A 15,722-nucleotide genomic window follows, 5' to 3' on the forward strand; every position below is an offset into this window, starting at 1 on the left:
GATCAAGCGGCGCCGCTTCCCTTCAGAATCAAATTGTTTAAGTGGGGGAAGAGGGCTCTCTTTCCAACTTGCAGTAACATTCTCCTGATGACAGCTTTTCGAACACATTTTACCTAATCTATATGGAGTTATGCAAGTATACATAGAGAGAAAAGCGGATATTGGAAAAAAACTTGTCTATCATTTCTCCTTTCCTCATTTAATTGAAAACCTTTCTCACCAGCATTATAAATGATAACGATTATCAAAGTCAATAGCCTTTTCCTTCTGACGGAATATTTATAATTTTCAAAACAGATGGGGTATTGTATGATGAAGTTGATGCAAAAGCAAAGGGGGATCCACACTATGAATCAATTAGCCTCCCTTCTTGTCCGCGCCCGCAAATGGATACTTTCGCTGTGGATCGTCGCCGCCCTGGCGATGGGATATTTCGCTCTGCAGCTGCCTTCTTTATTAGAGGGCGATGGGTTTCGAACAGACGGAGAGTATGAAGAGGTGCAAAAAGAATTAAGCGAGACATTTGATTTCCCAGAATCGTCCATAATGATTTTATTTAAAAAAAGCGAAGACGATTCAGAGAATGAATTTAGAGAAAGAATCAGCACCCTGCTGAACCGCATAGAAGATCAGAGCCCGGAGACAGCGATCCAGTCTCCCTTAAAGAATCCTGAGTACATGAAACCAGATGTGGCTTATGCCACCGTTCAATATGACAAGAAAGCAGAAGAAATGTCCCCTGTCATCGAGGATATCAAGAGCATTACTAAGGAAGAAGAAGGCGTGACAATCACCGGCATGCCCGTTCTGACGCAAGACATCAATCAAGCCAGCCAGGATGATTTAAAACGAGCGGAATTGATCGGGCTGCCTGTTGCCCTGCTTGTTTTATTATTTGCGTTCGGCACAGCGGCCGCCTCTCTCCTGCCTCTTCTAGTGGGCGGCATCACGATCATGATCAGCTTCGGTTTGCTGACGTTTATCGGGAGGCAAGTCGACTTAGCGATCTTCATTTTAAATATTGCTCCGATGATCGGGTTAGCTCTCTCCATTGATTTCTCCCTGCTGTTTATCAACCGCTATAAAGAAGAAATCAAGAAACAGCCTAAGAAAGACGCGCTGATCACCACCATTCAAACGGCTGGCCACTCCATCATTTTTTCAGCCATCTGCGTCTTTATCGGCCTTGGATCGATGATGGTGATCGAAGTAGATATTTTCAAGAATGTCGCGATCGGCGGAATGGTGGTGATCGCCGTTGCGGTGCTCGGCTCTTTAACTTTACTTCCGGCGATGCTGTACATGCTCGGGGACCGGATACACAAATGGCGGATCATCCGCTCCATCGGCGATGGCAGCGCTCGCTGGCGCCAATTTGCTCACGGTGTAATGAAGCGCCCCGCACTTATTTCCATCGCAGCACTCGCTATATTAATGGCGGGCATCCTGCCGGTGAAACATATGAACTTATCCATCCCAACGACGGATTCTCTGCCCGAGCATTTTGAATCACGAATCGCTTTTGAGACAATTGAAGAGGAATTCATGAAGCAAAATAAAAGCACTATTTACGCCATTGCTGAACGTCAAGACGGCTGGCTGAATGAAGCCGGGCTCCGGGAAATGAAAGAGCTGCAAAAGGCATTTCATGAGGAAGAAGCCGTCCAGGAAATCGATACGGTTTTTACTGCCAGCAAAGTGACGGAGCCCCAAGAGCTGGCGGCCGCTCTTAAGCAGCCGCAAATGAGAAAACAGCTTGAACCGGCAATCCAGCCTTTCGTCCGGGAAAACCAGCTCCTGATCCCGATTCACTTAAATGTTGAAGGCAGTGCTGAAAAAGCGCAGGATCTTGCCCGCAAATGGAGCGAGAAGAATTGGCCGGTTGAGTTGCATTTTGGCGGGCAGCCAAAGTTCAACCAGGAAATTTATGATGAAATTTATGACAAAATCGGTCTAGCCTTGGCGATCATTTTCGTCTCCACCTTCATCATCCTAATGCTCGCTTTCCGCTCGGTGGTCATCCCTTTGAAAGCGATTCTTATGAATGTCGTCGGTTTAACCTCCACCTTTGGGATTCTCGTGTGGATATTCCAAGGAGGACATTTCGGATTGAATGAAATGGATATCTCCTTAATTCTTCCCGTGCTCGTATTCAGCCTGGTTTTTGGCTTAAGCATGGATTATGAAGTCTTTCTGATTTCCCGCATACGCGAATTCTATTTGCAGACAGGCGACAATACAAATGCCACCGTGGAAGGACTGGCCAGCACGAGCAAGGTGATCACTTCTGCGGCGCTTATTATGATTGTTATTACCGGTGCCTTCGCCTTTACCGGCGTCGTACCCGTTAAACAAATCGGCATCGGGATCGCTTTAGCGATTGCCATCGATGCCACCATCATCCGTTTACTGCTCGTTCCCAGCCTGATGAAGCTTTTGGGCAATTGGAACTGGTGGTATCCTTTTGGCCGGACGAGAGCTCCGTCCGCCTCCAGCCAGCAGATGAAAAATCAATAATTCAATGAAAAGAAACGCCATCCTTTCACAGATGGCGTTTCCCCGATTAATGAGCAGTTGGATTTCCTTGTGCAGGGGCATAGGCTTGCGTCATTTGCTGCATATCCTGCTGCGAGAATTGCGGCACTTGATAATAATGATGCTTATTTTGGTAAATGGACAATTCATACGCCATTTCAATGCAATTCGGAATAGAGTCGGCAAGCACACGGCGAACGACTGGGTTCGTTACTTCACACGCAGCCATTGCTTTCATGCCGGCCGTAGATTTCACAGCTCCAAGCATTAAGCCTGAAACCGTTTCATCATTAATTTCGGAAACAGATTGTAGCGGCTTCTTCGGCTGGGTTGGCGTAAGTCCGTAAATAAAGTCATTATTTTGCGTCATCTGGTAGCTTTGCGTTGGCACCTTCGGATCCTGCCCCGTGCGGAAACAGTCCACTGTCGTATTGTACTCCTGCTGCATAAATTGGTACTGACGGTCAAGAATATTTAATAATTCTTGATCCTGAATATGCTCGCGCAGCAAACAATACTGATTCATTACTCCGATGGAACCGGAAAGGACTTCATGCACATCCATTACTTCATGACCGCCATGGTTCATCTGCGGCGCCACTGTACCCGTGTGCATGTTTTGATGAGTTTGACCGTTTTGTTGAATTTGCATGTTAACATCCCCCTCCTCAATAAGTAAGCCGTACCTTGTTAGTATGTGAGCCCGCGCTGGCTTTATACCCTATCCGATGATTTTTCACGAAAAAACAGCCGAAAGCACTGAAGCTCCAGCTGTTTTTATCTTTTAATCATAAGCCACCCTCATGATCCCTGCCGTCAAAAACCCCCCGGCAAAGATGAACAGAATGGTAACAGGCAAGGCAATGTCAGCTAAATGTCCTCCTTGAACGATCAGCGATTCATATCCCTTCATCGCCCATGTCTGAGGAACGAAGTCAGCGATCTTTTGCATAAACTCAGGCACGATACTAAGCGGCCAGTAAATGCCGCTCAGCATGCATGTGGAAACAATAACTAAAGAGCCGATCGCAGCTTGCTGCTCTGCGGTTTTCACAAGGCTGGCAATAAAAAGACCTAAACCAATGATGCAAAGCAGCAAAGCGGAGGTCAGAACTGCCACCCCGAGCGGATTTCCCCAGCTGACGTCAAATAAAAGGACAGCAGACAGTATTAAAACAGCGAATTGAATCCAGCCTATAAGAAAGAAAGCCAGCAAATATCCCGTCATCAGCTGCCACTTAGAGGTCGGGGCCAAAAGCAGCCGGTACCACACACCGGTTGACCTTGCCTCAATTATCGTTCCTGTGGCTGTCATCATCATGATCATCACGAACATGATGGAAAACCCTGCGGCGCTTTGGGTCCTTCCCGTCATACCCGATGAGTGTTTTTGCTCTTTAAGATCCATTACCTTGACAGCGGCCGCTGTTTCTTTGGCAAATGAATCCGGCGCCCGCTTCTTTCCGGTTTCCTCCTGCCAAATGCGCGCGGCGGCTGCTTGAATTTGGACCGCTGAAACAGACTCTTCCACGCTTTGTATAATGGCTGCTGCCGATGTCAGCGCCGGATCGTGGTGAAAGAGGATCGAGGGAGCTTCCTTTTTTTCGATCACGAGTATCCCGGAAACGTCATGGCTGTTCATTCTCTCTTTCGCCACGGCCAATGTCGTTTGTTCCACTGTAAAGAGATCATTAGCTTGCAGCTCATGGAATATGGAGGAAGAAATATCACTTTTCTGCTGATCGACAAGTGCCAGCTGAGGCTTTTGCTGTTCCTTTTCTCCAAATACATGACCAAACAGCACCGTAAATAAAAGCGGCATCGCAAACATTACGATATAAGAGGAGGGCTTCTGAAAAACCTTCTTCACTTCTATACAGCAAATCGCCCAGCTCTTTCTCATGCACTTCTCCTCCTTCTCTTATGCATTCGCCACGCTCCAATAACAATGGAGACAAGGCCAAAGGCGAGCATGACAATGATCGGCTGAATTAAGGCTTCCCAGCTTTCTCCCCTCATAATAGCGGTAAAGCTGGTTAATGCCCACGTATTGGGAGCCGCGTAAGCCAGCTTTTGCAGAAACTCTGGAAAAAGCATCATTGGAACCATGGACCCACCAAGCAGCGACAGAATCTGAACACTTACCGTCCCGGCCGTATCAGCTGTTTTCTCATCGTCCACCAAGGAAGCAAGAGCAATGGACAGCCCTGACACCGCTGCAGCGTAAGAAGCACTGACGGCTAAGCTTTGAAATGGATTGTCTCCCCAGTCCACGCCAAAAATAAGGCCTGTGGCCAGCATAAAGACAATAAATTGCAGCAGGGCATACAGCCATGTCCCCAGGCACTTGCCTGCCAAGATTGTCCCCTTGCTCGTTGGTGTGCTCATCAGCCGCATCAGCGTTTGCGCTTCATGTTCGTGCAAGAAAGATTTTGCTCCCTTCATAGCGTTAAATAATAAAAACATCACCGCCATAGCAGCCGCATAATATTGTAACGCAGACACTTTTTCCCCTGTCAGCGGCTGTTCTTTCACATAGGACGCCTCCGCGGCAGCTGCTTCGGCCAATTCTTGGCTGATACGCTCAGCCGTATCCTTTTGCAAGAGTTCCTGCTGGCTGGATGACAGTCCCTTCATGAGCTCGCGGGTCACCTGGCTAATGGCGGCGGTGCGTCCGGCAATTGATTCCGCTGCTGCTTCAATCAAGGTCAGCTGATGATCTTTTTCCGGATCGGTGATCACAGTAACAGCTGGCCAATCTCCTGATTGAAAACCTTGGCTCCATTGGGCGGGCACAAGAAGACCGGCATCTATGGATCCTTCTTCCAGCTTCTGTTTGACTGCCTGCTTAGAATTCAATTCGGTGACGCTGACCCCTTCTATTTTCTTAAAGGCAGTAACCCAATCCTTCTCCAGCGAATCTCCATCCTCCTGATAGATGCCTACGGTCACTGGCAATGCAGCTTGTTCTCCGCCCATTACACCCTTTAAAGCTGTACCTAAGATAGCCGTTAAAAGAAGCGGCATCCCGAACATCAAAAGGAGAGCTTTGCCATCAAGCAAACTCGCTTTTACATCTTTCCAAGCAATGGCTAAGCTTTTCATTACGCTTCCCCCTAATCCCGCAGTGAACGGCCGGTCAGCTGAAGAAACAAGCTTTCCAGCCCTGGCTTTCTCACTTCTACGGCTTGCAGCTGTACACCGCTTGCAGCTGATAAAGAAACGACCGGCCCAAGCACGTCTGAATTTGTCACAAAAAGCTGAAGAAAACCCTCGTCTTGGCGCACCACTTTTTCAACGCCCTTTATGTCATTCAGCCGCATGAAATAGTCCTCTTTCGCCTGATCAACCTTTAGCTGAATGACCACTTCTCCGGCCAGCCTCTCGCAGAGATCCGCTTTATTACCAGCGACGATCACTTTTCCCCGATCCAAAATCGCCAGCCGCTCACATAAGTACTCTACCTCTTCCATATAGTGGCTCGTGTAAATTACAGTCGTTCCCCGTTGATTCAATGATTTCACCGTCTCTAATATATGATGTCTCGACTGAGGATCAATGCCGACGGTCGGCTCATCCATAATCAGCAGCTCCGGCTCATGCATTAACGCGGCGCCGATATTAACTCGCCTTTTCATCCCTCCTGAGAAAGTAGCGATCTTTTCTTTGGCCCGCTCCGTCAGCCCAATGATTGCTAGAACTTCTCCGACTCTTTCTTTCGCTTGCCTGGCCTTTAGACCGTACATTTTTCCCCAGAACATTAAATTATCTTGAGCGGACATCGACGGGTAAAGAGCGATATCTTGCGGAACGATCCCTATCTTTTGACGAACAGCCATGGAATCCTTTTTCACAGAAACTCCGCTTATCTTAATATCGCCCCCATCTAATGACAGCAATCCGCCTATCATCGCAATCAATGTGGATTTCCCTGCACCGTTTGGACCGAGCAATCCAAAAGATTCCCCCTTGTTCACTTGAAAGGAAACACCGTTCACCACCTCCCTCTTGCCGAACTTCTTCGTTGCGTTCTCAATTTGCAGCATTGGCTCCCCACCTTTATCGATCCGTTTCTCTTTCTATGGTAGCTGATCCTAGCGCGTTTTCCATCATGCGCCAGATAGAATGAGATCAACAAAAAAAGCGACCCCTTATGTCGCTTTGTATATGCTAAAAGTCATATTGGATATGTGGAAATGCCGTACCTGACGGCGAAAATCGCGGCCTGCGTACGGTCGCGCAGACTGAGTTTATGTATAATGTTGGATACGTGATTTTTCACCGTACCTTCTGTAATGAAGAATAATTCGGCAATCTCTTTATTGCTTCGGCCGTAGCCCAGCTGCTTAAGCACTTGCCACTCCCGCTCCGTCAACTCCTTCGCTACTTCGGGCATATCCTCATCCGCCAGCGATCGTTTCCGCTCAGCCAGCACTTGCGCAGTCAGTTCTTGCGGCAGAACGACACCGCCTCCGTGCACGGTCATAATCGCCTGCACGATCACATCCGTCCGCATATCCTTTAGCAAATAGCCGCTGGCTCCCTCTGCTAATGCCTGCATAATGAGCTCGCTGTCTTTGAAAGTCGTGAGCATCAGTACTTTCGTATGAGGCAGATGCTGACGGATCCGTTTCGTGCCTTCCACTCCACTGACGCCCGGCATGCGAATATCCATGAGAACGATATCCGCCTTCCATAGCGACGCCTGCTCAAACGCTTCCTGCCCATCAGCTGCTGTAGCTACTACTTCCACTTCTTTCCGTAAATTTAAAATCGAGCTTAATCCGTCACGCATCAGCGGCTGGTCATCCGCTACAATGATACGAATCATTCTCATCCCCTCCCATTATCCATTGAATGGTTTTCAGCGGAAATTGAGCTATCACCGTAAATCCTTTTCCTTCCTCACTAGTGTACTGAATCGTTCCGCCGTGCTGCTCCACTCGTTCGCGCATATTAAACAGCCCAAAGCCGGGCGTGATCGCGCTCGCTCCGCAGCCGTTATCCGTGATCACAAGCTTGGCAGCTTCCTCCATGCAGTTTAACCGCACCTCACATTCCGTAGCGAAACCATGACGCGCAGCATTCGTCAGCGCTTCTTGCACAAGTTTTTCAATCGTTGGCTGCCAGGAAGCAGACAATGCGGTCGGGTCCCCTTTCAATTGGAGCGTCGTTTTCATACCAGCCGTTTGCGAAAATTCCTGCAGTATACTCCTTAGCCTCTGTATTAATGTCAGATGGCGTTCTTCTTCATGCAGTGTGTGCACCGACAAACGAATATCCGCCAATGAATTGGTTGCAATCCGTTCACAAGTTTCTAGTATTTCTCTGCTTTGCTTGGCCAGCTTGGGCATCACTTCCTGAGCCAGCCGCAGCTGTACGACTAAAGCTGTCATATGATGACCGATCGTATCATGGATATCACGGGCAATGCGATTCCTCTCCCTAATCGTTGCCAGCTCCTCCACTTGACGAGAATAACTCTCTAACTGCTTATGTGCGCTGACTAATTGACTATGCGAATCCGTGAGCTGCTCGTACTGGTTAGAGATCGTTTCTTTTGCCGCCAGCAACATCCGCAACAGACTGCCTACAATCGCGCCATGAACAACAAAAGAAAAATTCACGATATTAAATACAAGAAACCATTCTCCTGTTTGCAGATAGTTTAAAAGCATAATGGCTCCCCACGTGAGAAAGAACGCAAATGAAAATCCGTACAGCACTTTTTTATTCCCCGTCGCGAAATAGACCGTCACCGCAATGACTCCAAAGAGAATGAGATACATTCGGTTTTCGTCCGCAAACATCACGCCAAAAGCGGCACTCAGCAAGAAATCAGTCACCCAGCACAAAAGCTTGATCCGTTTGTCAGTGGTGGACATCATCCTAAGATGGCTGAGAGTAAACACGAGTACCGCCAGCCCAATAAATAATGATTTTTCCCATTCGCTTTCTTCAATCAGCAGATAATAAAATCCGCTTAACATCCAGAACATTCCAAGCCTTGTTGCCGAAAACAAGATCATCAATCGTTTATTCACTCCTGCGCCCCCCCACATTTTACTTCATACATGTATTCTATAATATGAGGAGTGATTCCTTGTACTTTGCGCTCTGCCTGCCTCTATTTCCATATTGGAATCAAACCAGAAAGCCAGTAAAAACTGACTATCAGATTATAAAAATGACGGAAGAAAGCAAGCAAACGCTATTGAATATTATATACGGTCCGCTATTCAAGAAGCAGTGGAAGCTCTGTAAATTCGATTACAATAGAGGAATGAAAACGTTTGAAGACTAGTACGTTATGTTAATGACAAAATATGAAATGCTTCGACAAAAACTCACCCATTCTCTTACGGCTTTACAAAGTATTTATATTTCAATGAAAGGCAAAGAACCCTCCTCATCTTTCCATATACGGAAAACGATGTGTTGGAAAAAGAAAAATACAGTCGTTTTACAGTGTTAAAAAAGTTTGCATAACAGCAAACGACCTCACAAAATGTAAGGCCGTTTGCTGTTATGCTGATAAACTAATTACTCGAATTTTTGATTATGCGGGATCTGCACATTAGGGTATCGTATGCTTAACCCAATGATAAAAAATTCCCTTCCTTATCAGCTGATGAAATTCGATAACCCGTCAACTTATCGGATGTTGGAGTGACTCTTATTATACTTGGATAAGGGATTTAACAGAAATCTTCGTGCAAAGCATACTTCTTCAGTTATCAATTGTTGATATACTTCTCGAATACGTCACCAAAATCTTTTATGTGATATTTCTCATGGGCGGCTGTTAACCATTCAAAGCCAAATTCCGTTAATCCTCTGTACGCGCTGGCCAAGCTCTTATCATCCGTGCGGCAATTTTGCATCACTGCGGCCGCTTTCTCTAGGCTCTCTGCTGCCGTATTCATATAAATCTCATTTTCATAAGTGATTTCACCGATTCGCAGAAGGGCTTTGTAAAGATCTTTCAATTGATCCAATTGATCTTTATGCACATCAATATCGAACGGCTTATTGCCGATCATAAATTTAATCTCAACATCCATGTCAATCTTTCCGGCTGTTTCCAAGGAGATCCCTGAAATTTTATACTGTGCATAAGGATAGCGCTTCAGCGTGCGCTTAGAAGAAACAGCGCTTTCGCCATCGACATGAATCACTGCTAAATTGGTGAAGCAGTACTCATCCGCCCTCGTCTTAATTAAGAAGTAGATTTTTTCGCCGTCCTCATGCATCACATAATCATCAGCATCCGTTTTATCGTAGTCTGCCGGCTCAATAATCTTGCCTATATCCGATAACCCCAAGGCTTCCGAAGCCATTTTTTTAAACATACACTCACCCTTTCAGAAAATGAATTAACCGGTACATCTCCTCCACAATTTTACCAAAAATAGATAAGATTCACCATTTTTTACAAAGAAATTCTCCAAAGTGCGGGTCTGCTGAAAAGAGGAACAGAGGCTGGCATCGCCGTGCTGTTGCCGCATCTTTGTCATCTGCGTCGTGCAGGCGCGAACGAATCGGGCATTTAGAGCTATGTCCCTGCTTTATTGTTGTAACGAGACAAAACGTTTTTCAGCAGATGAAAAGCATAGATCGCAGATCGTGATTGTTAAGATTTCGTAAAGGCTTTGAGAAGAAACTCCTTTCATGCTAATATTGATATCGGAATTCGATATTGATTTTCGTTAATGCCTAGATGAATGGAATATGGAGGGGAAAGTCGTGGAAGATAAAGTTCTGCGCAAATTATTTTTAGGATTTATCCACATCCATATCCTGCATCATGCCAAGGAGCATCCGATTTTTGGCCTGTGGATGCTAGAAGAGCTCAAGGAGCATGGCTACAGCATGAGCGCCGGCACCTTGTATCCTATTCTGCACTCCATGGAGTCGGATGGTCTGTTAAGTAAAGAGGAGCGAAATGTGGAAGGAAAAATCCGAAAGTATTACCGAGCGACCGCTAAAGGGATTAGTGTGCTCGATGAAGCAAGAAATAAAGCTTACGAACTATTCAAAGAAATAAAGTGAATCTTCAAGCAGCGGGATCTTTTGCCATCCCCCGCTGTTGAAAAGAAGAACGAAGGCCTGCTGCAGCGCCTTAGTCACCTGCATCGTGCAGGCTCGAACGAATCGGGCATGCAGGAGCTGTGATCTTCCTCTTTAGCTTTTACTTCCCCGCTCTATTCTCGATGCGGGATAAAAGATTAACATTTTGATTGGGAAAGGAGTTGTCATAGTTGAAAGATCAAGCAATGAACAGGGAAAAGAAAACACCTACGATCCGTTCCCTGCTAGAAATCTTACTCGTTTCAACCAGGCTGGGTTTCACATCTTTCGGTGGCCCTGTCGCTCATTTGGGCTATTTCCATGAGGAATATATCCGACGGCGAAAGTGGATGGATGAAAAGACATATGCGGATTTAGTGGCCTTATGTCAGTTCCTTCCCGGCCCGGCAAGCAGCCAAGTTGGCATAGGCATCGGCGTGATGCGCGCGGGCGTTATAGGCGGGATCGTCTCTTTTCTGGGATTCACAATGCCTTCTGTTATTGCCCTCATTCTTTTCGCCTTGCTTCTGCAAGGGCTAGATGTCGGCAATGCCGGCTGGATTCACGGCTTAAAGGTGGTCGCCGTAGCCGTCGTTGCCCACGCCATTATCGGAATGGCCCAGAAGCTGACGCCGGATTTGCAGAGAAAAGCCATTGCCCTATTCGCGTTAGTGGCCACTTTATTATGGCAAACCGCCTATACGCAAGTAGGCGTTATATTGCTGGCCGGCTTTGCGGGCTACCTTCTCTTCCGGCAGCCTCACGAACCGGATAGCCCCAGCCTTCACTTCCCTGTTTCACGGAAGTTCGCCGCCGCTTGTTTGACCTTGTTTTTTGGCTTGCTTATTCTTCTGCCGATTATTAGAGAAGCCACTTCGTCCAGCTGGATCGCAATGTTCGACAGCTTTTACCGCTCTGGCTCTCTTGTTTTCGGAGGCGGACACGTCGTTTTGCCGCTGTTGGAGCGCGAATTTGTTCCAGATGGCTGGCTCAGTGAAGAGGCCTTTCTCGCAGGCTACGGAGCCGCTCAAGCTGTGCCGGGACCGCTGTTTACCTTCGCGGCTTATTTAGGAGCGGTGATGAATGGATGGGCTGGCGGCCTCGTTGCAACGGCAGCCATTTTCTTGCCGGCCTTTCTATTAATTCTCGGCACACTGCCTTTCTGGAACAGCCTGCGCCGCAATCCGAAAGTGAAAGGAGTCTTGATGGGCGTCAACGCAGCCGTCGTCGGAATTTTACTGTCCGCCTTTTATCAGCCCATCTGGACAAGTTCCATCCTAGAAGCCGCTGACTTTGCCTTTGCCGCCGTCCTATTCAGCATGCTTGCTTACTGGAAGCTGCCGCCGTGGATCATTGTCCTTGCCGGCGCGATTGGCGGCTCCCTGCTGTCTTTCCTTTCGTAATTGCACAAGAAGAACCCTGGGGACATCCCCAGGGTTCTTCGTTTGAGGCAATGAAAAACGGGGCTGTTGTAAACGCCAGAATACATTTTACAGTTTTCGCTGAAATCGACTTTACACTTTTAGCTACATTTGTCGTCCACTTTATTTGGAGAAACAGGTATAATAGCCATGGTGCAACAGCCATCGTTCCTTTAATATCAAGTCTAGTCATCGTACCTGTAGAGGCTCCATATCAATTGGACTGTGTAACAACTAAAATGTAAAGGATAACTTAGCGAAAAATGTAAAATTCGACGGCTCTTACGCTTTTTTGGTGATAACTTCACTACTATCCTTCTAACAATCGGTTTTATTTTTTTAATATAACTTATAATCCCGATAAGACTCGAATTCTTAAAAGAGAAAACTTTGCTCGGCCATACATCATTCGTTTGATGGTTTTTAAGCGGTTCACATGTCCTTCGGCCACGCCATTGCTCCAAGGTTCCTGAATACTGTTTGAAACAGCCGAAAGGTCTTTCTTCAGTCCCTCGATGAAAGAGCAGATCAATGGAAACTTGCTTTTTTCATGTTGATGGATCCATTCTATCAAGCATTGTGGGTCCTTAGAGTAGAAAAGCTGACGAAAAGAAGAAACGATTTTATTCAAAAGCAGAATGTCTGGAAAAGCCGATAATAATTTCGAATGAATGTGTTTAAAGCAGTCTTCATGGGGAGGACCATGAAAGTTCCATATTATGCTAAGTAGCCTTTGACGGAGAAACAACGGCTTGTTCCCATTATTTTTGCTGTTTCTTCGTTCCCTGGCAATCATCGTGTTCAATGTAGAAACCGAGCCGTCATATCCCCTTTCACGGCAGACCTCTTCAATCTGTTTCGCCGTCTGCTGTTTTTGAACCAGAGAGCGTATTAGCGAACGATAGTCATCAAAACGCGACTCTCGTTTATGACATGGTTTCCGAGTGATCTTCAGGTCTTTGTAGATCGTGACACGAGAAAGGTTCATTTTCCTAGCAATCGACGCAATGGAATAACCTTCCGCTGCCAATTGCTGTGCACGCTGAATTCGCGCCCAGTGCTTTTCCTCGTTTTGGATTCGAACTTGATCTGTTTTTCTAAGGCATTCAGTTGGATTCGTTTCTGTTTCGGAAGAAACCTCCCCGATCACTGGAGGTATCCATTTTGATGGGACATACGCATACAAGGTTTTCTTAATGGCACAAAATAGTTGTTGGAGAATATGCCATCGGTCACCTACCTGTTTAATGTCAGAAGAAGCCGCTTCAATGGCTTTAGCGTAAGATTTGTAATCGTCAACCCAAAAGTTGACCATGTCGCTCATCGAAAAGTTGACCACCCTCTTGTTAGGACGAATACGTTTCTTTGAAACGATAACTGTCCCCATTCATTGGGAATAAATGTGCCTTGTGTGTGATTCGATCTAACAAGGCGGCGGTCATTTGATCGTCATGAAAGACTTCGTTCCAACGACTGAATTCCCTGTTGCTGGTGATAATCATACTCCCTCGCTCATAACGAGTAGAAAAGAACTGAAACATCAACTCTGCTGCACGGGGATGATAGGGAATGTAGCCAAGTTCATCAATAATCACAAGATCTGCATGGGTCCACTGCTTCTCAATCTGCAGAAGTCGCTTTTCATCCTGTGCCTCCATGAGTTCATTTGATAATCGGGCAGCTGTATAGTAACCCACTTGATAGCCCTGTTCAATGGCTAAATGTCCAAGAGCGATAGATAAATGTGTTTTGCCCGTACCTGAATTGCCCACAAATAAGACGTTTCGTTTCTCTTTAATGTAATGACCATCGGCCACTTCTAGAAAGCGTCGTTTGGGGACAAAAGGAGCTTCTTCAAATCGGAAAGAGGTGATGTTTTTCTCGATTGGAAACTGAGCTTTTTTCCTTACGGACTCTTTCTTTTTTAATTCTCTTTCAGCGACTTCTACGGATAGTAAATGAAACAAGAAGGATTCATAACTGATTTGCTGTTCATTGGCTTCCCTGACATACGTGTCCAATTGGGCACGTATGGTGGGGAGACGAAGTCTTTTTAAATAGTCATCTATTTGATAGCGATGTGTGGTCAATGTAGAAGGCCACCTTTCTTTAATAATTGATCGTATGAATGCAAAACTGGCGGTGTCACTTCCACTCTTTCCGCCCCCTTATACGAAAAAGGAGCTGGTTTAGCCACGACCGGTTGGTAAAGCTGATATAGAAATTGCTTTACCCCGTCACATGTGTAAAGACGCTCTTCCATGCTTTTTTCAAGAGCTATTTCAATCCATTCAGATGAGTATTCACGGTGTAGCTTTAGCACTTTTATCAATTCTTTGGCATGGCCGTATTGTCTCAATGTTTCACGATAAAACTGTTGATATAAATCTGGCATTTCTGTCTGCCTAAATGGTCTCGCGTGCTGAATGGCTCGCGGTTTTCGCTCCAATTCATCAAGATAATGATCCAAATTGAACACCTCTTGGTGTCGTTCATAGCTACGCTCATGGATAGCTTTTACCTCACCATCTAAATGGATTTCCACACGATCCACATAGGCGAAAATCTGGGCATCTTTTCGACCAGCATAAACGGTTGGAACCGAATAAGTATTTGTTTCGAACGTAACTAATGACAACGTATTCACGACCGCAGGCACTTTTTTCGCACAAGAGTGGGTAGGCGGTAGTGGAAGAAGAAAGGACTTTTCATAAATGAAGCGATCTTTTACCGTTTCATTCGTTCGAGGGACTTTTGTGTCGTTATATTCATCACAACGACGCTTAAGCATCTCATTTAATTCTTCTAAACTACTTACTGACGGAACGGGAACGAGAAAATTCGATCGTGATGTTTGAACAAGCTTCTCTACCTGACCTTTTTCATTCCCCTTTGCAGGTGCACAAAATTGAGCATCAAACAAGTAGTATACATGAAATTGAAGAAAGGCCTCTTGTTCTTCACGCTTGGTTCCTTTCAGAACTTTTTTCACAGCCGTTGTCATATTGTCATAGATGATCGTTTTAGGGACACCGCCAAAGTAATCAAAAGCATCGGCGTGACCTTGAAACAGAGCTTCTTGACGTTGATGTGGAAAGACTTTCACAAAAATTTTCCGACTATATAACAATCTCATACAGAAAAGCATGACTTTTACTTGAACACCATTGAGCTCAATGAATACTTCTCCCCAATCAAATTGAGCGTATTCACCGGGGTCAAATTCCAACGGAATGGAGACAGGGGGCTGTATTTCTTGCCACTCTTGTTTTAACTGGCGGACAAACCGGCGGACGGTGGACTCACCACCTTTAAAGCCATATTCTTCAACCAGGCGTCTGTGGATTTGAGCAGCACTATGACGCTGTTTTAGGGGCGCGTTTCGATCATTCATCAACCATTCAATAATCAGTGGTTTGACTGGATCAATCACGGGATTAACAACTGGAGCCTTTCGGGTATACTTGGGTTCTTCCGTTAACTTCGGTGCTTTTCTTATGGACTGTCGTGAGCAGCTGAAATCTTTAGCAAGCTGCCGAATCGACCTTCCTTCTTTTACGTGTAATTTTCTGATAAGCTCAATATTAGCCATCTTTAACATTCCTTTTCCTCCTGCATCATTATGTTCTGGACAAACACAATGATACGGGATTGAGTGTTAAAGGTGGTCAACTTTTGCATTAGCGATGAGCACTG

General features: G+C 46.0%; 13 protein-coding genes. 3 read left to right on the top strand and 10 right to left on the bottom strand.

Annotated elements, in window-relative coordinates; all coding sequences use genetic code 11:
• Positions 1-348 precede the first annotated feature (348 nt).
• Positions 349-2,517, top strand: a complete 2,169-nt coding sequence (locus CEF20_RS12485) for an MMPL family transporter (RefSeq protein WP_100332257.1) — start codon at positions 349-351, stop codon at positions 2,515-2,517.
• 46 nt (positions 2,518-2,563) lie between these two features.
• Here the strand turns inward: CEF20_RS12485 and CEF20_RS12490 are convergent, their stop codons facing one another.
• The 7 genes from CEF20_RS12490 to CEF20_RS12525 form a co-directional block, all read right to left on the bottom strand.
• Complete coding sequence (locus CEF20_RS12490; RefSeq protein ID WP_100332258.1) at positions 2,564-3,187, bottom strand: spore coat protein; 624 nt, start codon at positions 3,185-3,187, stop codon at positions 2,564-2,566.
• Between the two features lie 132 nt (positions 3,188-3,319).
• The gene (locus CEF20_RS12495) at positions 3,320-4,438 is read right to left on the bottom strand and encodes an ABC transporter permease (RefSeq protein ID WP_100332259.1); all 1,119 of its coding nucleotides are present in this window, start codon (positions 4,436-4,438) and stop codon (positions 3,320-3,322) included.
• Complete coding sequence (locus CEF20_RS12500; RefSeq protein WP_100332260.1) at positions 4,435-5,640, bottom strand: ABC transporter permease; 1,206 nt, start codon at positions 5,638-5,640, stop codon at positions 4,435-4,437. Before CEF20_RS12500 ends, CEF20_RS12495 begins: the two co-directional genes overlap by 4 nt.
• Before the next feature lie 11 nt (positions 5,641-5,651).
• The gene (locus tag CEF20_RS12505) at positions 5,652-6,581 is read right to left on the bottom strand and encodes an ABC transporter ATP-binding protein (RefSeq protein WP_100332261.1); all 930 of its coding nucleotides are present in this window, start codon (positions 6,579-6,581) and stop codon (positions 5,652-5,654) included.
• 131 nt (positions 6,582-6,712) lie between these two features.
• Positions 6,713-7,366, bottom strand: a complete 654-nt coding sequence (locus tag CEF20_RS12510) for a response regulator (protein ID WP_100332262.1) — start codon at positions 7,364-7,366, stop codon at positions 6,713-6,715.
• Positions 7,341-8,579 carry a sensor histidine kinase gene (locus CEF20_RS12515; protein ID WP_198508528.1) on the bottom strand — a complete coding sequence of 413 codons (1,239 nt, stop codon included), beginning with the start codon at positions 8,577-8,579 and terminating at the stop codon, positions 7,341-7,343. Before CEF20_RS12515 ends, CEF20_RS12510 begins: the two co-directional genes overlap by 26 nt.
• 693 nt (positions 8,580-9,272) lie before the next feature.
• A complete protein-coding gene (locus tag CEF20_RS12525; protein ID WP_100332265.1) occupies positions 9,273-9,887 on the bottom strand; it encodes a PH domain-containing protein in 615 nt (204 codons plus the stop codon).
• A gap of 394 nt (positions 9,888-10,281) precedes the next feature.
• Here CEF20_RS12525 and CEF20_RS12530 point away from each other — a divergent pair, with 394 nt between their 5' ends.
• Entirely contained in the window at positions 10,282-10,587 is a 306-nt protein-coding gene (locus CEF20_RS12530; RefSeq protein WP_100332266.1) for a PadR family transcriptional regulator, read from the top strand.
• Between the two features lie 224 nt (positions 10,588-10,811).
• The gene (locus CEF20_RS12535; RefSeq protein WP_100332860.1) at positions 10,812-12,008 is read left to right on the top strand and encodes a chromate transporter; all 1,197 of its coding nucleotides are present in this window, start codon (positions 10,812-10,814) and stop codon (positions 12,006-12,008) included.
• A gap of 367 nt (positions 12,009-12,375) precedes the next feature.
• Here CEF20_RS12535 and CEF20_RS12540 read toward each other — a convergent pair whose 3' ends face one another.
• The 3 genes from CEF20_RS12540 to istA are packed head-to-tail and all read right to left on the bottom strand — an operon-like array spanning position 12,376 to position 15,627.
• A complete protein-coding gene (locus CEF20_RS12540) occupies positions 12,376-13,413 on the bottom strand; it encodes a transposase (RefSeq protein ID WP_100332267.1) in 1,038 nt (345 codons plus the stop codon).
• Positions 13,373-14,116, bottom strand: coding sequence for an IS21-like element helper ATPase IstB (gene istB, locus CEF20_RS12545; RefSeq protein ID WP_232713516.1), 744 nt, complete (start codon positions 14,114-14,116; stop codon positions 13,373-13,375). Before istB ends, CEF20_RS12540 begins: the two co-directional genes overlap by 41 nt.
• Positions 14,113-15,627, bottom strand: a complete 1,515-nt coding sequence (gene istA / locus CEF20_RS12550; RefSeq protein ID WP_100332268.1) for an IS21 family transposase — start codon at positions 15,625-15,627, stop codon at positions 14,113-14,115. Before istA ends, istB begins: the two co-directional genes overlap by 4 nt.
• Positions 15,628-15,722 lie beyond the last annotated feature (95 nt).

The sequence above is a fragment of the Bacillus xiapuensis genome (assembly GCF_002797355.1).
Classification (GTDB): Bacteria; Bacillota; Bacilli; order Bacillales; family Domibacillaceae; genus Bacillus_CE; species Bacillus_CE xiapuensis.